Below are 16,629 nucleotides of genomic sequence, written 5' to 3' on the forward strand. Positions count from 1 at the left end.
CGACGCTTGGAGCTCGGCTCGAACACGCGGCGTCGTTCGGGCTGAACCGTGAAGACCGCCTGCCACAGGGCATCCTCCCCCTCGCGGGTCAAAGATGCACCACTACTCCCCGGGACTGCACACCTAGAGCAGATCGCCGGGGGGCGGCATCGCCCGGAGGCGTGAATCTGCTCTACAATCCATGAGCTAGAGCGGCTTCGCGCTGCACAGTCAGCGTGAAACCGCTCTAGCCTTGGTTTTCAGTGGCCTGCTTGTCCGCTGGCGGGCGGGCGCCCCCAGGAAGGCGGTGCGGCTGCTTCCGCGGCATCGCCCACGGAAGGCTGCACGCGCCACGGCCCTGGGCGGCCACCGGGCCCCATGACGGCGCGCGGCGGCATCATGGGGATAGGCGTCATGGGGATAAGTGTCAGGTCCCCGTCCACTCCGTGGGCTGCTTCGCCAGGAAGCGCTCCACCGCCACGCGGAAATCATTGCTGGTGAAGCACATGGTCACCAGATCGTCGCCCTCCACCTGGCGGGCGGCGAGGCGCAGGCGGCGCATCGCCTCCTTGGTCGCGCGCATGGTGAGGGGCGCATGGCCGGCAATGGTCGTCGCCAGCGCCGCCGCCCGGGCCTGCAGCGCCGCGTGGTCCGGCAGGATCTCGGAGACCAGGCCCATCGCCTTCGCCTCCTCCGCCTCCACCAGCCGCGCGGTATAGACCAGGTCCAGCACCCGCGCCGGGCCGATCAGCGCCGCCAGCCGCCCGTAATTTGCCATGGAAAGGCAGTTGCCCAGCGTCTTGGCGATCGGGAAGCCGAAGCGGGCATTGGCGGCGCAGATGCGGAGGTCGCACACCGCGGCGATCGCCGCGCCACCGCCGGTCGCGGCGCCGGCGATGGCGGCAATGGTCGGCTTCGGGCATTGCTCCAGCGCGACCAGGACGCGGTCGATCCGCTCCTCATAGGCCAGCGCATCTTCCGGCGTGCGGAATTCCCGGAACTGGGAGATGTCGGTGCCGGCGGCGAAGGCCTTCTCCCCGGCGCCGGTGATGACGAGGACCTTCAGCGCCTTGTCCTCCCCGGCGCCGAGGGCGATCTCCCGCAGCCTTTCATACATGGGAAAGGTCATGGCGTTGCGCGCCTGCGGGCGGTTCAGGGTGATGGTCCCGATCCCGTCCCGGATCTCGTACAGCAATTCATCCATGGCCTTGCCCTTCCGGCGGTTCGCGGGGAATCTAGCCCGCGAAGAACAGGGGTTCCAACCATGCTGCCGCTCTCGCGCTTCACCGTCCTCGATCTCACCCGGGTCCGGTCCGGCCCCACCTGCGTGCGCCAGCTCGCCGATTGGGGCGCCAATGTCATCAAGATCGAGGCGCCGGCGGAGGTCGAGGTCGGCAGCGGCATGGGCGGGGACCGGCACGGGCCGGATTTCCAGCACGTGCATCGCAACAAGCGCGGCATCACGCTGAACCTGAAGAACCCGGACGGCCTCGCCCTGTTCAGGCGTATGGTCGCCAAGGCGGATGTGGTGGTGGAGAATTACCGCCCGGACGTGAAGGACCGGCTGGGGATCAATTTCGAGGCGCTCTCGGCCATCAATCCCCGCATCATCCTCGGCTCCATCAGCGGCTTCGGCCAGACCGGCCCCTACGCCCGCCGCCCGGGCTTCGACCAGATCGCCCAGGGCATGGGCGGGTTGATGAGCGTGACCGGCCTGCCCGGCCAGGGCCCGGTGCGGGTCGGCATCCCGGTGGCGGATCTCACGGCGGGCCTTTACACCGCGCTCGGCATCATGGTGGCGCTGCTGGAGCGGGAGCAGACCGGCAAGGGCCGCTGGGTGCATACCAGCCTGCTGGAAGCCATGGTGGCGATGATGGATTTCCAGGCCACCCGCTGGACCATGAAGCATGAGGTGCCGAAGCAGGTGGGCAACGACCACCCGACCACGGTGCCGACCGGGCTGTTCCGCACCAAGGACGGCATCATGAACCTGGCCGGCGGCGGGCAGGACATGTGGACCCGCATCGTCGCGACGCTGGGCATCGAGGAGGCCGCCAAGGCGCCGGAATTCGCCACGGACAAGACCCGGGCGCAGAACCGGGCCAAGACCAACGCCCTGCTGCAAGCCGTGCTGGAGACCGACACCACGGCCAATTGGATCGAGAAGCTGAACAAGGCCGGCGTGCCAAGCGGCCCGGTCTATGCCATGGACGAGGTCTTCGCCGACCCGCAGGTGCAGCATCTCGGCCTGGAATGGGCGGTGCCGCATCCGCAGTTCGGCGAGGTGAAGCTGGTGCGGGCGCCGATGAACATCGAGGGCGTCGCCTCCCCCCGCCGCCCGACGCCGGAGCGCGGCGAGCACACCGCCGAGGTGCTGGGGGAATTCGGCGTCTCGGCCGAGGAGCTGGCAGCGCTGAAGGCGAAGGGGGCGATTTAGCTCCCCACGACGTCGCTGCGCAACGCCGCGGGGACGCCTTATTCCCCATGACGTTCCTGCGCAACGCCACGGGGGCCCCGGAGTCCGTCCCGATCGGCGCCTCGCACAGCCTGCCGCGGCAAAGCCGCGGCAGGGCAACGGGCGGCGCGGTTCGGGGCGGGGCGCTCGCGGCCCGGCGCGGGGCTGGCCGGCCTGGGGGCGGCGACAGGCGGGGTGGCAAGCTGCTAGCATGGCGTCCGCGACGGAGGCGGCGATGGACGGTCTCTTGGAACGGGCGCCCTGGGTGAAGCGGCACAAGCTGGACGTGCGGGACTACTACCGCATGGGCGAGGCCGGCATCTTCGAGCCGGGCATGCGGGTGGAGCTGATCGAGGGGGAAATCATCGACATGGCCCCCATCGGCAGCGAGCATGGCGGCATCGTGAACCGACTCAACCGGTTCTCGGTGCGCGGCGTCGGAGATCGTGCCGTGGTCTCCGTGCAGGGTCCGCTTCGCCTTTCGGAATTCAGTGAACCGGAACCCGACCTTCTGCTGCTGAAGCCGCGGGCCGATGACTACACCGGCCAGCATCCCACCGCCGCCGACGTCCTCCTTCTGATCGAAGTCGCCAATACCAGCCTGCGCTATGACCGCGACGTGAAGCTGCCGCTCTATGCCAGGCACGGCGTGCCGGAAGTCTGGATCGTCAATCTCACCGAGGGCCTGATCGAAGTGTATCGCGACCCCAAGGGCGAAGCCTACCTCACCACCCGTCGCGCCGCGCGGGGCGAAACCCTGGAGCCCGCCGCCCTGCCGGGCCTCCGCCTCGCCGTCGCCGAGGTGCTGGGCTGATGCGCATCGTCTCGGTCCGCGACGGCGTGGTGCCGATCGCCTCCGCCATCGCCAACGCCTATATCGACTTCTCCAAGATGACCGCCTCGGTCGTCGCGGTGACGGTGGCGGATGGCGGCGGCCGCCAGGCCACCGGCTATGGCTTCAACTCCAATGGCCGCTACGCCCAGCCGGGCCTGCTGAAGGAACGCTTCATCCCCCGCCTGCTGGAGACCTCGCCTGCCACGCTGGAACATGCGGATGGCGGGCTGGAACCCGCCGGCGCCTGGGCGGCGATGATGAAGAACGAGAAGCCCGGCGGCCATGGCGAGCGCAGCGTCGCCGTCGGCGTGCTGGACATGGCGCTGTGGGACGCCGCGGCGAAGCTGGCGCGGAAGCCGCTCTGGAAGCTGCTGGCGGACCGCTACCGCGGCGGCGCCGCCGACGAGACCGCCTGGATCTACGCCGCCGGCGGCTACTACTACCCCGGCAAGGACAATGCCGCGCTGGTCGAGGAAATGCAGCGCTATCTCGACCTCGGCTACAGCGTGGTGAAGATGAAGATCGGCGGCGCCCCCGGCACGCCGCTGCGCGAGGCGCTGAAGGAGGACGTCTCGCGCATCGAGGCCGTGCTGAAGCTGCTCGGCGGCGATGGCTCCCGCCTCTGCGTGGACGTCAACGGCCGCTTCGGCCTGCATGCCGCGCTGGCCTATGGCGCGGCGCTCGAGCCCTACCGGCTGCGCTGGTACGAGGAGCCGCTGGACCCGCTGGACTACGCCACGCACGCGGCACTGGCCGAGCACTACCCTGGCCCGCTGGCGACGGGCGAGAACCTCTTCTCCATGCAGGATGCGCGCAACCTCATCCGCCATGGCGGGTTGCGGCCGGACCGCGACATCCTGCAATTCGACCCCGCCCTCTCCTATGGCCTGGTCGAATACCTGCGCACCCTCTCGATGCTGGAGCAGCATGGCTGGCCGGCCCGCCGCTGCGTCCCGCATGGCGGGCACCAATTCGCGCTCAACATCGCGGTCGGCCTCGGCCTCGGCGGCAATGAGAGCTATCCGGAAGTCTTCGCCCCCTTCGGCGGCTTCGCGGATGCCACGCCGGTGCAGGACAGCCGGATCCGCCTGCCGGATGCCCCGGGCATCGGCTTCGAGGCAAAGGCCAGTCTCTGGGCGGTGCTGAAGGACCTGTGACCCGCCTCCTCATCCTCAACGGCAACACCACGGAGGCGGTGACCGAGCGCATCGCCGCCGCCGCCCGCGCCGCGGCGCCGCCGGGGGTGGAGATCATCCCAGCCACCGCGCCCTACGGCCTGCCATTGATCGTGACGCGGGCCGATTGGCTGCTTTCCGGCCCGCCCATCCTGGAAGCGCTGGCCGCCCGCCGCGGCGAGTACGACGCGGCGGTGATCGCCGTCTTCGGCGACCCGGCGCTGAAGGCGGCGAAGGAGCTGCTGGACGTGCCGGTGCTCGGGATTTCGGAGGCCGCCTTCCACGCCGCCTGCATGCTCGGCACGCGCTTCGGCATCGTCAGCTTCACCACGGCGCTGCAGCCGATGTTCGAGGATTGCCTGGACCAGCACGGCTTGCGCGCCCGCTGCGCCGGCTTCCGCATGGGCCCGCCCGAAGCCGGCTACCCGGCCGGTTTCGGGGTGGCGGAGCGCGCCACCCTGCTGGCGCTCATTCGCGCCAGCGTCGAGCAGGATGGGGCGGAGGCGGTGATCCTCGCCGGCGGCCCGCTGGCCGGCCTGGCCGCCGTGCTGCAGCCGGAGGTGAAGGTGCCGCTGGTGGATGGCACGGTGGCGGCGGTGCGCCTCGCCGCCGCGCTCGCCGGCATGGCGCCTGCCGCGAAGTCGCGGCGGGCGCGGCCGATCAGCGGCTTCGGCCCGGGGATCGCGGCGCTCTACGCCGGCTGAGGATCGGGACCGGCCGAGGATCGGGTGGCCCGCACCATAATCGGCCCCACGGCTCAGCCGAGCCGGGACGCCGCATGGCGGCGCTCCGCCTCTGCCGCGCCGCCATGCGTCCGGCGGGCCGTCGCTCTTCAGCCCCTTACCGCCTCGCCAGGGACGCCGTTGTGTCCGGGCGCCCTCCAAGCTCCGGCCATGGTGCCGATTTCGAGTCAAGGACGAAGCCGCGCGTCGTGCGAACAGCACGCCTCGGGCGCGACGCGCGGTGCCGCTGGGCGGCATCCTTGCCGCGAAACCGGCACCATGGCTCTCGCGATTGGCCGCCTTCGGCCAGCGAGGGGCGGCGGCAGCCTCATCGCCTGGGTGGAGCCCTGCGACGTGCCGGGCGCATGTCACATCGGATAGCCGTGCTGATCGGCGCAACGCAGGCAGTACGACGCAGGCGGCGCATGGCGCGGCTGCGCGAAGGCCGGTCACGCCCGCAGCCGCGCCGGCTCCAGACTCGCATAGAGGTCGCCGCTATTGGCCACCGCCGGCAGGGCGGCAAGCCAGGCGGCCATCGCCTCGGCGCCGATCGGCATGGGATGGGCGAAGGCCATGCTCTCGCCCAGGCAGGCATTGAAGGCGCGGTAGCCCAGGGCGTCCAGCCGCGCCAGGCACTCCCGCGCCACGCCGCGCTGGATGGTGGTGAACTCGGCCGAAAGCGTGCGCGGCGGGTGGCTGAGCCCGGCGAGCGCCACCGCCTCATACCCCTCCACATCCAGCTTGATGAAATCCGGGGCCCCATGCGTGGCGGCCAGCGCGTCCAGCGTCGTCACCTTCAGGCGCAGCTCGGCATCCCAGCTCTGCCCCTCCCAGCCCGGGGCGCCCTCGGCCGCGGCGATGAAGGCCTGGCTCGCCGTCGCCAGGGTGGGGTTGGCGGCGTTCAGGTGCAGCGCGGCCTCCCCGGGCGCGGCGCCGACCAGCGCCGGCACCAGCGCCACCCCGGCATCCCGGTGGAACAGCAGCCGCAGCAGCCGGGCCAGGCGCGGCTGCGGTTCCACCGCCACCGCCCTTGCGCCGAGGCGGCGGAAACTCGCCGTCCGGTCGCCGACATGGGCGCCGATATCGAAGCCCAGCTCCCCGGGCCCCAGGAAACGCGCCTGGAAGGCATCCAGCGCCGCCGCCCGGCCCGGCGCGTAATAGGTGCGAAGGCTTTTCCCGATCCCCGCCGCCGCGGTCACGCGGCGAAGACCAGCGCCGCCCCGCCGGCATGTTCGGGCGGCACCATCAGCCCCTCGCCCCACAGCCCGGGCGCCGGCACGGCCGGGATGCCCTCCGCCGCCAGCAGGGCCCGCGCCGCCGCATTGCCATCCCCGGTCCGCACCACGAAGCCGGCGATGCAGGGCAGGGCAGGGGGGACGACGCCCGGCAGCACCAGTGGCAGCGCCGCCGGTTCCAGCACCCGCAGAGTGGTCTCCAGCACCGGCGCCTGCGGCCCTGCCGCCCCGGCGGCGCCGGGCAGGCGCAGCAGGAAGCCGCCGGCCGGGTCCGGCGCCAGCGGCAACCCGGCCAGGCGGGAGAGCCGCGCCGCCGTCTCCGCCGCAGGGTCATGCGCCAGGATGATGCTCTCCAGCGCCACCGCCCCGTTGCGATGGCCCATCCAGCGCGCATCCCAGACCAGCTCCGCCGTCAGGTGGCGGATGAGCTGCAGCCGCCCCTCCGGCGCATCCGGCAGAGGCAGCCGGGCGAAGCGGGCGGTCGGCCCGCCCGCCTCCACCGGCCGTTCCAGCCAGGCCACCCCCGGGATCGCCACGCCACCCCGCCGCAGCCTTGCCAGATTGCCGGCCTCATCCTGCATGGCGAGGGCGATGATATGCGCCCCGGCATAGCGGGCGACGAAGCCATCCACCCCATTGGCGAAGCGCGCGGGGTCCAGGATGGCGATCAGCTCGATATAGCCATGCCGCAGGAAGGCGCAGCGATTGCCGCTGCCGAACAGCTCCACCTCGCCGTCCGGGTGCTGCCTGCCGCTCTGCTGCGCCACCGGGGAGAGGGCGAAGCCGAGCCGCTCATAGGCCGCGGTCAGCGGCCCCAGCTCCCGCGCTGCGACGCCCACATGGTCCAGCGCGACGGCACGGCTCATGCCGGGTTCTCGTAATGCGGGATCAGCCAGGCATCGGGCTCGTTCAACGCCGCCTCATACCACGCCGCCATCAGGGGGTGTGCCCGCAGCGTGGCGACGTAGTCCAGGCTATCGGCCGCCAGTTCCGGCTGCCAGGTGAGGAAGCGGGTCGCGACCGGGGCGAACATGGCATCCACCAGGCCGAATGCGGCGCCGCCCAGGAAGGGGCCACCGGACAGGGCCCGGGCTTCCTGCCAGATCGCCTCGATCCGGGCGATATCGGCCAGCGCCTCCGGCGTGCGGCCCTGGCCGGGGAAGCGCTTGCCGAGATTCATCGGCATGGCCTGGCGCAGCCCGCGGAAGCCCGAATGCATCTCGGCCGAGATGGCGCGGCAATGGGCGCGCAGCACCCGGTCCGCCGGCCAGAGGCCCGGCGCCAGCTCGGCGCAGTATTCGCCGATGGCGAGGCTGTCCCAGATCCTCGCCCCGCGATGCTCCAGGCAGGGGACCAGGCCGGAGGGGCTGGCGGCGGCGACCGCGGGGGTGGAGCCGGGGCCGTGCCCGGCGATCGGGATCACCACCTCCGCCACATCCAGCCCGGCGAGCTGCACCGCCAGCCAGCCGCGCAGGCTCCAGGAGGAATAGCGCTTGTTGCCGATATAGAGGGTGCCCTCGGCCATGGTCCCATCCCCGTATCCCCGTCTGCTATGTGCCATGCCCTGGCCGCCCGAGGAACCGCGGAGGCTTGCGGGAGGCCCGCCCTTGGGCTTGTGTGCCCGGGAGCCTGCCTCGAAAGGGTCTGCGGCACGTCCTGGCGGGTCTTCGCGCCTGGGCGGCGTCGGCGGCGCCCACCCTCGGCCGGGACGCAACCCCCTCGCCAACCGTGGGGGACCTTTTCGAGACAGGCTCTGAGCCCTGGAGACCGCCCGGATGAACGAAAGCAGCCTGCCCCGCCCGAACAACCTCGACGCCTATTGGATGCCCTTCTCGGACAACCGGTACTTCAAGGCCAACCCCCGCATGGTCGGCCGGGCGGAGGGCATGTCCTACTTCACCCCGGAGGGGCGGGAGATCCTGGACGGCACGGCGGGCCTTTGGTGCTGCAATGCCGGCCATGGGCGGCGGGAGATCAAGGAGGCGATCCAGAAGCAGGCCGCCATCCTGGACTACGCCCCCACCTTCCAGCTCGGCCATCCCATCGCCTTCGAGGCCGCCGCGCGCATCGCCGAGATGACGCCGGAGGGGATGGACAAGGTCTTCTTCACCAATAGCGGCTCCGAAAGCGCCGACACCGCGCTGAAGATCGCCCTCGCCTACCACAAGGCCCGGGGCGAGAGCAGCCGGGTGCGGCTGATCGGGCGGGAGCGGGGCTATCACGGCGTCGGCTTCGGCGGCATGTCGGTGGGCGGCATCGGCGGCAACCGCAAGCAGTTCGGCGCCCTGCTGCCCTATGTGGACCATCTGCCGCACACCCATGGGCTGGCGGCCAACCTCTTCGCCAAGGGCCAGCCGGAGCAGGGCGCCCACCTGGCCGACGCGCTGGAGAATATGGTGGCGCTGCATGGCGCCGAGACCATCGCGGCGGTGATGGTGGAGCCGGTGGCGGGCTCCACCGGCGTGCTGGTGCCGCCGAAGGGCTATCTGGAGCGGCTGCGGGCGATCTGCGACAAATACGGCATCCTGCTGATCTTCGACGAGGTCATCACCGGCTTCGGCCGCCTCGGCACCAATTTCGGCGCCGAGCGGCTGGGCGTGACGCCGGACATCATGACCATGGCGAAGGGCCTGACCAACGCCGCGGTGCCGATGGGCGCCGTCGCGGTGAAGAACGGTGTGTTCGATGCCGTCGTGGAGGGCGCGCCGGCGGGGATCGAGCTGTTCCACGGCTACACCTATTCCGGCCACCCCCTGGCCGCGGCGGCGGCCATCGCCACGCTGGAGCTGCACCGGGCGGAGGACCTGCCCGGCCGGGCCCTGGCGCTGGAGCCCTATTGGCAGGAGGCGGCACACAGCCTGAAGGCCGCGCCGAACGTGGTGGATATCCGCGATTTCGGCCTGATCGCCGGCATCGAGCTGGCCCCCCGCCCCGGCGCCGCGGGCGCGCGGGCAACGGAGGTGTTCCGCCGCTGCTTCGACGAGGGCGTGCTGATCCGGGTGACGGGCGACATCATCGCCCTCTCCCCGCCGCTGATCTGCGAAAAGCCGCATGTGGACCGGATCATGGGGACGATCGACCAGGCGATCCGGGCGGCGGCTTGAGGGAATTGGCATAATCTGCCAATTGGGGTGGCGAGGAGGTCTGCCATGCCGACCCGGAACGTGGTGATCACCGACCACCAGGCGGCCCTGCTGGACCGGCTGGTGGCCGAAGGCCGCTACCAGAACGCCAGCGAGGTGCTGCGCGAGGGGCTGCGGCTGGTGGAGGAGCGGGAGGAGCGCTTCCGCGCGAAGCTGGAGGCCTTCAAGGCGGCGATTGCCGAGGGGGAGCGGGCCATCGCCGAAGGTCGGTATGTCGACCTCGAGACCGATGAGGATGTCCAGCGCTTCTTCGAGGGCCTCGGCAAGGCCTGACCGGCATGCCCTGGCGGTTGCGCCTCGCCGAACCGGCGGAGGCCGATCTGCGGGAGGCCGTAGCCTGGTCCCGCCAGGTCTTCGGCGAGGCCCAGGCGGCCCGGTATCGCCTGGCCCTGCGCGCCACGGCAATGGCGGTCCGGCAGGACCCCTTCGGGCCGCTCACCCGGGGGCAAGAGGCGCTGCTGCCTGGCCTTCGCTCCCTGCATATGCGGGAGGCCGGGCAGCGCGGCCGACATGTCCTCTACTACCGGGCCGAGGATGCGGGGCGCATCCTTGTCCTGCGGGTGCTCCACGACGCCATGGACCCCACCCGCCACTTGCCGCCCGGCCCGAGATGAAGCGGCCCGGCCCCGCGCGGCCCATCGAGCACCGCGCAGGGCCGGCCAAGGCCGGACGCCGTCATTCAGGGGCAGCCCAGAGACAGGGGCAGCCCAGAGACAGGGGCAGCCCAGAGACAGGGGCAGCCCAGAGACAGGGGCAGCCCAGAGACAGGGGCAGCCCAGGGAAAAGGCGCTGCCCGTCGCCCGGGGTGGCCTCGCTGCGGCAGGCCGGTGAAGCCCCAGGGGCGGCTCACCTCAGGCCCCAGCCGAGCCGCCGCCGGCTCCGGTGGAAGGCCTCAGGCTCCGCGCAGCGCCTGCCGCGCCTCCGCCGCCTTCTCGCCGGCCTGCGGCAGGTGGCCCTGGCGGGCATCCATCCGGGCTTCCCCGATGGTCGCCACCACATGGTCCAGCGCCGCCACGCGCGGCCCGCTCTCCGACTGGCCCTGGAGTTCGGAGCGACGGTTCAGCACCGCGGTCTCCGCCCGTTCCAGCCAGCTTTCCGCCGCGATCCGGCGGCCATGCGCCAGGTCCCGCTCAGCCACATGCAGTTCGCGGAGCGCGGCGACCGGCGAGGCGGCGGCGGTCTGGGCCCGTGCCAGCCCGGTCATGGCCGGGATGCCGGCAGTGAGGATGAGGGCCAGGACGGCCCCGCTGCGACGAAGCATGCTCATGCTCTGTCTCCTGTTCCCGCGAGGCGCCGGGGGGCGTCCCTTGCGGTAAGGGGAAGCTTCTGCCCGCCCCGCTGCCCCGGCCCCAGGCTTACCGTTCCGTATGCCGCCGCCGCCCCCTTTCCCGGCGCCCCTTTGCCCCCGGCGCCCGGCCGCCCCATATTCCAGCCCAACCGAATCCCGCCTTTCCGCGGAGCCAGTCCTGATGAGCGAAACCGCCCAGATCCCCGTCACCGTCCTCACCGGCTATCTCGGGGCCGGCAAGACCACCCTGCTGAACCGCATCCTCAGCGAGAACCACGGCAAGAAATTCGCCGTGGTGATCAACGAGTTCGGCGAGCTCGGCGTGGACAACGACCTCGTCGTCGATGCTGACGAGGAAGTCTTCGAAATGAACAACGGCTGTATTTGTTGCACCGTGCGTGGCGATCTCATCCGCATCATCGGCGGCTTGATGAAGCGCCGCGGCAAATTCGACGGCATCATCGTCGAGACGACGGGTCTGGCGGATCCTGCCCCGGTCGCCCAGACCTTCTTCGCCGATGAGGATGTGAAGCGCGCCACCCGCCTCGACGCCATCGTCACCGTGGTGGACGCCAAGAACCTCCCCGCCCGGCTGGATGACAGCAAGGAGGCCGCCGAGCAGATCGCCTTCGCCGACATCATCCTGCTGAACAAGATGGACCTGGTGACGGAGGCGGAAGCCGCCGAGGTCGAGCGCCGCATCCGCGCCATCAACCCCTATGCGGAGATCCGCCGCAGCACCAAGTCCGAGGTGCCGATCGACGCGGTGATCGGCCGCGAGGCCTTCGACCTGAAGCGCATCCTGGAGCGGGAGCCGGAATTCCTCTCCGGCGAGGACGACCACGAGCACGACAGCGACGTGAACAGCGTCTCCTTCGAGGTCTCCCGCCCGATCGACCCGGAGCGCTTCAATGCCTGGATCAGCCAGCTCCTCGCCCAGAAGGGGCAGGACCTGCTGCGCACCAAGGGCATCCTCTACTACGCCAATGACGACCGCCGCTTCGCCTTCCAGGCGGTGCACATGATCGCCGATGGCGATTTCATCGGCCCGGTGAAGGCGGGCGATCCGCGCCGCTCCAAGCTCGTCTTCATCGGCCGCGATCTGAGCCGCCCGGTGCTGCGCCGCGGCTTCGAAGCCTGCCAGGTGGACGGGACCCCGTCGACGGCGCAGGGCGCCGCCGATGGGCACCAGGCATGAGCGAGGCTGAGGGCGCCGATTTCCTCTTCGACACCCGCGGCACCGGGCGTGAGCTCGGTGCCTGGGTGGTGAGCCTGGCCTGCGGCGGGGACGGCACCTTCGGTTTCGCCCTGGGCGACGGCACGGTGCATCTGGCGAAGCCGGGTGCCACGGAGTGGCAGGCGGTGGCGGCGCATGACGGCGCCGTCCTCGCCCTCTGCCCGGATGTGAAGACCGGCTTCCTGACGGGCGGCGATGATGGCCGCTTCCTGCGCATCGCCCCCGACGGCGCGGTCACGGACATCGCCCGGCTCGGCGCCATGAAATGGGTGGAGCATGTGGCGGCGCATGAGAGCGGCGTGCGCGCCGCCGCCGTCGGCAAGCAGCTCCATCTCTTCGACGCCAAGGGGGAGAAGCTGAAGACACTGACGACGCCTTCCGCCGTCGCCGGCATCGCCTTCGATGGCAAGGGCAAGCGCGTGGCGGCCAGCCACTACAACGGCGCCTCCCTCTGGTTCGTCGCGGCGAAGGAGGACAAGGCGCGGCTGCTGGAATGGAAGGGCAGCCATACCACCATCGTCATCAGCCCGGATGGCACCCATGTGGTGACGGCGATGCAGGAGAACGCCCTGCATGGCTGGCGGCTTTCGGACAGCCAGCACATGCGCATGTCCGGCTACCCCTCGAAGACCAAATTCCTCTCCTTCACCGCCCGCGGCAAATGGCTGGCGACCAGCGGCGCCGACAGCATCGTCATCTGGCCCTTCTTCGGCGGCGGCCCGATGGGCAAGGCGCCGACCGAGCTGGCCGGCGGGGATGGCGTGCTGTGCAGCGCCGTCGCCTGCCACCCGCAGCATGAGATCGTGGCGGCCGGCTTCGCCGACGGGCTGGTGCTGCTGGCCGAGATTGCCTCCGGCCGCGTGGTGCCGGTGGCGGCGCCGGGGCATGGGCCGGTCTCGGCGCTCGGCTGGAACGCCTCGGGCAGCCATCTCGCCTTCGGCACGGAAACCGGCTTCGCCGGAATTGTGGACCTGTCGAAGCGATAATCGCCGCCAGGGGGGTGCCAGGGCCGTGACAGCCCTGGCCATTCCGGCCTAGCCTCTGCCTCGGTTCATCCCTGCCAGCCGAGGCGCCCGCATGTCCCTGACCAACCAGCCCGATCCCGAAGCCCGCGCGCGTGTGGTGGCGCAGGACCTGCAGAACGTGATGCACCCCATCGTGCAGCACAAGGCGCTGGAAAAGTCCCAGATGGTGGTGACCGGGGCCCAGGGCTCCACCATCTACGACGCCGACGGCACCGCCTTCCTGGACGCCATGGCGGGCCTCTGGTGCGTGAACATCGGCTATGGCCGCACCGAGCTGGCGCAGATCGCCGCCGAGCAGATGCAGGCGATGGCCTATTACCCGCACACCGCCATGAACCTGCCCGCCGCCCAGCTCGGCGAGCAGATCAACGGGCTGATGGGCGGCGACTACCACACCTATTTCGTCAACTCGGGCTCCGAGGCGAACGAGGCCGGCTTCAAGATCGCCCGGCAATACGCCAAGCACGAATTCCCCGGCGAATTCCGCTTCAAGACCATCAGCCGCTACTACGCCTATCACGGCACCACGCTGGGGACGCTGGCTGCCGGCGGCATGGGCGACCGCAAGACGAAATTCGAACCCTTCGCGGGCGAGTTCGTCCATGTCCCGGCGCCGACCTGCTACCGCTGCCCGCTTGGCCTGGAAGCTGGCAAATGCGGCATGGCCTGCGCCAAGCTGATCGAGACCACCATCCAGGGCGAGGGGCCGCAGACCGTTGCCGAGGTGATCGTGGAGCCGATCATGTCCGGCGTCGGCGTCGCCGTGCCGCCCGATGGCTATCTGGAGACGGTGGAGGAGATCTGCCGGAAATACGACGTGCTGCTGCATGTCGATGAGGTGATCAACGGCTTCGGCCGCACCGGCAAGATGTTCGGCCACCAGCATTGGGGCATCAGCCCGGACATCATGGCAGTCGCCAAGGGCATCGTCTCCGCCTACCTGCCCATCGCGGCGACGGTGGTGAAGAACAAGGTGTTCGAGAGCTTTCTCGGCGAGGTCGCCGATGCCCGCCAGGTGATGCAGGTGAACACCTATGGCGGCCATCCGGCGGCCGCCGCCGTCGCGGTGCGCAACATCGAGATCATGCTGGAGGAGAAGCTACCGGAGCGAGCCGCCTCCATGGGCGCCTACCTCATGGACGGGCTGAAGGACCGGCTGTTCCGCCACGGCATCACCGGCGACATCCGCGGCAAGGGCCTGCTCATCGGCATCGAGCTGGTGAAGGACCGCGAGAGCAAGGTGCAGCTCGAAGGCCCGCTGATGCAGGGCGTGGTGGATTTCTGCAAGGCGAACAACGTCGTCGTCGGCCGCTCCGGCGGCGGCGCGCGGCATTCCAACACCATCGTCCTCTCCCCGCCGCTGGTCATCACCCGTAGCGAGTGCGACACGCTGATCGAGGTGCTGGACAAGGCGCTGGCGGAGGCGGCGACCAAGGTGAAGCCGGTCTGACCGCCATGCCCGTCCCGGTCTTCCGCAGCGCGCGGACGGCGATGCCGCGCCTTGGCTTCGGCACCTGGCCGATGAAGGGGGCGGAGTGCCAGGCGGCGGTCGAGAGCGCCATCGGCCTCGGCTACCGCCATATCGACACGGCCGAGATGTACGGCAACGAAGCCGCGGTGGGCGCCGGCCTCAAGGGCAGCGGCGTGACGCGGGAGGCGCTCTACCTGACCACCAAGGTGTGGTGGGACAAGCCCGACGGCCCCAGCTTCCGCGCCGCCTTCGAGGCCTGCCTGGCGCGGCTGGCGACGCCCTATGTCGATCTGCTGCTGGTCCACTGGCCGAGCCCGCAGCTTCAGCTCGACTCCGTGCTGGAGGCGCAGGCGAGGATTGTGGAGGAAGGGCTGGCCAAGGCGGTGGGGGTGGCGAATTTCCCGCTGGCCCTGCTCAAGCGGGCGGTGGAGGCGAAGATCGCCCCCATCGCCTGCCTGCAGGTGGAGCATCACGTCTTCCTCGGCCAGCAGAAGCTGCTCGCCTACTGCCAGGCGCAGGATCTGGTGCTGACCAGCTACACCCCGGTCGCCAAGGGCGCGGTGCTGGAGGATGCGACCGTCACCCGCATCGCGGCGAAGCATGGCGCGACGCCGGGGCAGGTGGCGCTGGCTTGGCTGCTGGGGATGGAGAATGTCGCCGCCATCCCGAAAGCCGCGTCGCCGGCGCGGCAGGCGGAGAATCTGAAATCCGTCGAGCTGGTGCTGGATGCGGAGGACAGGGCGGCGCTGGCGGCGTTGCCGAAGAATCGGCGGATGGTGAATCCGGGATTTGCGCCCCACTGGGATAGTTGAGGGAGGGCTCTGCCCTCCTCGTCGGACGCAGTGCGTCCAACCCCACCTGCAAAGGGCCGAAAGGCCCTTTGAACCCTGGAATTTGGACCCGTCGGTCGAGGCGCCAAACTCAAGGTTTCCAAAGGCCCTTCGGCCTTTGGCAGGGGGAGTTTGAGGGGGACAGCGTCCCCCTCAATCCGCCCGCACCCCCGCCGCCTTGGCGATATCCCGCCAGACGATACTTTCCTCCTGCACCTGCGCCGCGAATTGCTGCCGGCTGGTCCACACCGCCTCGGCGCCCTGCACCGCCAGCGCCTCCCGCAACTGCGCGTTCTCGCTTGCCCGGCGCATGGCGGCGGAGAGCTTTTCCAGGATCGCCGCCGGCAGCGCAGGCGGCGCGACCATGCAATACCAATTCTCCGCCAGCAGCTTCGGGTAGCCATATTCCCCCGTGGTCGCCAGGTCGGGGAGCGACGGGCTGCGCTCCCGCGCCGCCAGCGCCAGCGGGACGATCGCCTTGGCCTGGAGATGCGGCAGCAGCGGCGGCAGATCCGCGAACAGCAGCTGCACCTGGCCGGCGACGAGATCCGTGATGGCCGGCGCCGCCCCGCGGTAGGGCACCACCTCCACCTCCGCCCCCGTCAGCGCCTTGAACAGCACGGCGGCGAGGTGGGAGATGCCGGCCGCCCCCGCCGTGCCGATGTTCAGCTTGCCCGGCTGGCGCTTCGCCAGCTCCAGCAGCTCCGGCAGCGTCTTCACCCGGAGGCTCGGATGCGCCACCAGCGCTTCCGGCACCTTGGCCACCACCGTGACCAGCCCCACCTCCTCCGGCACCTTGTAGGGCATGGTGGATTGGGTGTGCGGCACGATGACCAGCGAGCCGCCATCGCAGATCGCCACCGTGTAGCCATCCGGCGCGGATTTCAGCGCCGAATCCGTGCCGACCACCCCGGAGCCGCCGGCCCGGTTCTCCACCACCACCTGCTGGCTGAGGATGGGCGTCAGCGCCTGGGCGTAGAGCCGGGCGATGATGTCGTTCGGCCCGCCCGGCGGGAAGGGGACGACGATGCGGACCGGGCGGTTGGGCCATTCCCCGGCCTGGGCCTGGGCCTGAGTCTGGGTTTGTGCGAGGCTGGGCAGCAGGCCGGCAGCCGCCAGCAGGGCACGACGTTGCATATTGTGCTTCCTCCGTTTCGGCGGAAGCTAGACCATGATCTGCACAGACAGAAGTGCGGATCATGGTCCAGCTTGTTGTCCGGGCGCGCGATTCACG

The 16,629-nt window shown here is 70.5% G+C and carries 17 protein-coding genes; 11 read left to right on the forward strand and 6 right to left on the reverse strand.

Annotated elements, in window-relative coordinates; translation table 11 throughout:
- Nucleotides 1-406 precede the first annotated feature (406 nt).
- Entirely contained in the window at nt 407-1,183 is a 777-nt protein-coding gene (locus E5N76_RS13940; protein ID WP_149537921.1) for an enoyl-CoA hydratase, read from the reverse strand.
- Nucleotides 1,184-1,243: 60 nt separating this feature from the next.
- Here E5N76_RS13940 and E5N76_RS13945 point away from each other — a divergent pair, with 60 nt between their 5' ends.
- From E5N76_RS13945 to E5N76_RS13960, 4 genes are all read left to right on the forward strand, one after another.
- Nucleotides 1,244-2,416 (forward strand): CaiB/BaiF CoA transferase family protein, encoded by a 1,173-nt coding sequence (locus E5N76_RS13945; RefSeq protein ID WP_149537922.1) that lies wholly within the window; start codon nt 1,244-1,246, stop codon nt 2,414-2,416.
- 253 nt (nt 2,417-2,669) lie between these two features.
- Nucleotides 2,670-3,248 carry a Uma2 family endonuclease gene (locus E5N76_RS13950; RefSeq protein ID WP_149537923.1) on the forward strand — a complete coding sequence of 193 codons (579 nt, stop codon included), beginning with the start codon at nt 2,670-2,672 and terminating at the stop codon, nt 3,246-3,248.
- Nucleotides 3,248-4,426 carry a mandelate racemase/muconate lactonizing enzyme family protein gene (locus E5N76_RS13955; protein ID WP_149537924.1) on the forward strand — a complete coding sequence of 393 codons (1,179 nt, stop codon included), beginning with the start codon at nt 3,248-3,250 and terminating at the stop codon, nt 4,424-4,426. Before E5N76_RS13950 ends, E5N76_RS13955 begins: the two co-directional genes overlap by 1 nt.
- Nucleotides 4,423-5,148 (forward strand): aspartate/glutamate racemase family protein, encoded by a 726-nt coding sequence (locus tag E5N76_RS13960; RefSeq protein ID WP_149537925.1) that lies wholly within the window; start codon nt 4,423-4,425, stop codon nt 5,146-5,148. The genes E5N76_RS13955 and E5N76_RS13960 overlap by 4 nt, the downstream gene beginning before the upstream one ends.
- A 467-nt stretch (nt 5,149-5,615) precedes the next feature.
- Here E5N76_RS13960 and E5N76_RS13965 read toward each other — a convergent pair whose 3' ends face one another.
- From E5N76_RS13965 to E5N76_RS13975, 3 genes are read right to left on the reverse strand one after another with little or no spacing between them, the layout of a single operon-like run.
- Nucleotides 5,616-6,365 carry an FkbM family methyltransferase gene (locus E5N76_RS13965; protein ID WP_149537926.1) on the reverse strand — a complete coding sequence of 250 codons (750 nt, stop codon included), beginning with the start codon at nt 6,363-6,365 and terminating at the stop codon, nt 5,616-5,618.
- On the reverse strand, nt 6,362-7,267 hold the full coding sequence (locus tag E5N76_RS13970) for a VOC family protein (protein WP_149537927.1): 906 nt from the start codon (nt 7,265-7,267) through the stop codon (nt 6,362-6,364). Before E5N76_RS13970 ends, E5N76_RS13965 begins: the two co-directional genes overlap by 4 nt.
- The gene (locus E5N76_RS13975) at nt 7,264-7,926 is read right to left on the reverse strand and encodes a glutathione S-transferase family protein (protein WP_149537928.1); all 663 of its coding nucleotides are present in this window, start codon (nt 7,924-7,926) and stop codon (nt 7,264-7,266) included. The genes E5N76_RS13970 and E5N76_RS13975 overlap by 4 nt, the downstream gene beginning before the upstream one ends.
- A 250-nt stretch (nt 7,927-8,176) precedes the next feature.
- Between E5N76_RS13975 and E5N76_RS13980 the strand changes: the two genes are divergently transcribed.
- Genes E5N76_RS13980 through E5N76_RS13990 form a run of 3 tightly spaced genes read left to right on the forward strand, consistent with a single transcriptional unit; the run spans nt 8,177 to nt 10,158 of the window.
- Nucleotides 8,177-9,505, forward strand: a complete 1,329-nt coding sequence (locus E5N76_RS13980) for an omega-aminotransferase AptA (RefSeq protein ID WP_149537929.1) — start codon at nt 8,177-8,179, stop codon at nt 9,503-9,505.
- 45 nt (nt 9,506-9,550) lie between these two features.
- Complete coding sequence (locus E5N76_RS13985) at nt 9,551-9,817, forward strand: type II toxin-antitoxin system ParD family antitoxin (protein WP_149537930.1); 267 nt, start codon at nt 9,551-9,553, stop codon at nt 9,815-9,817.
- 5 nt (nt 9,818-9,822) lie between these two features.
- Complete coding sequence (locus tag E5N76_RS13990) at nt 9,823-10,158, forward strand: type II toxin-antitoxin system RelE/ParE family toxin (protein ID WP_149537931.1); 336 nt, start codon at nt 9,823-9,825, stop codon at nt 10,156-10,158.
- 278 nt (nt 10,159-10,436) lie between these two features.
- On the opposite strand, the gene E5N76_RS13995 is transcribed toward E5N76_RS13990, so the two are convergent.
- The gene (locus tag E5N76_RS13995; protein ID WP_149537932.1) at nt 10,437-10,811 is read right to left on the reverse strand and encodes a hypothetical protein; all 375 of its coding nucleotides are present in this window, start codon (nt 10,809-10,811) and stop codon (nt 10,437-10,439) included.
- A gap of 202 nt (nt 10,812-11,013) precedes the next feature.
- Here E5N76_RS13995 and E5N76_RS14000 point away from each other — a divergent pair, with 202 nt between their 5' ends.
- The 4 genes from E5N76_RS14000 (at nt 11,014) to E5N76_RS14015 (ending at nt 15,377) form a co-directional block, all read left to right on the forward strand.
- Nucleotides 11,014-12,030 carry a CobW family GTP-binding protein gene (locus tag E5N76_RS14000; RefSeq protein ID WP_149537933.1) on the forward strand — a complete coding sequence of 339 codons (1,017 nt, stop codon included), beginning with the start codon at nt 11,014-11,016 and terminating at the stop codon, nt 12,028-12,030.
- A complete protein-coding gene (locus E5N76_RS14005) occupies nt 12,027-13,055 on the forward strand; it encodes a WD40 repeat domain-containing protein (RefSeq protein ID WP_149537934.1) in 1,029 nt (342 codons plus the stop codon). The genes E5N76_RS14000 and E5N76_RS14005 overlap by 4 nt, the downstream gene beginning before the upstream one ends.
- Before the next feature lie 91 nt (nt 13,056-13,146).
- Entirely contained in the window at nt 13,147-14,544 is a 1,398-nt protein-coding gene (locus tag E5N76_RS14010) for an aminotransferase (RefSeq protein ID WP_149537935.1), read from the forward strand.
- 5 nt (nt 14,545-14,549) lie between these two features.
- Nucleotides 14,550-15,377, forward strand: coding sequence for an aldo/keto reductase (locus E5N76_RS14015; protein ID WP_149537936.1), 828 nt, complete (start codon nt 14,550-14,552; stop codon nt 15,375-15,377).
- A gap of 171 nt (nt 15,378-15,548) precedes the next feature.
- Here the strand turns inward: E5N76_RS14015 and E5N76_RS14020 are convergent, their stop codons facing one another.
- Nucleotides 15,549-16,532, reverse strand: a complete 984-nt coding sequence (locus E5N76_RS14020; protein WP_149537937.1) for a Bug family tripartite tricarboxylate transporter substrate binding protein — start codon at nt 16,530-16,532, stop codon at nt 15,549-15,551.
- Between the last annotated feature and the right edge of the window lie 97 nt (nt 16,533-16,629).

Source organism: Siccirubricoccus phaeus (assembly GCF_008360935.1).
Taxonomy (GTDB): Bacteria; Pseudomonadota; Alphaproteobacteria; order Acetobacterales; family Acetobacteraceae; genus Siccirubricoccus; species Siccirubricoccus phaeus.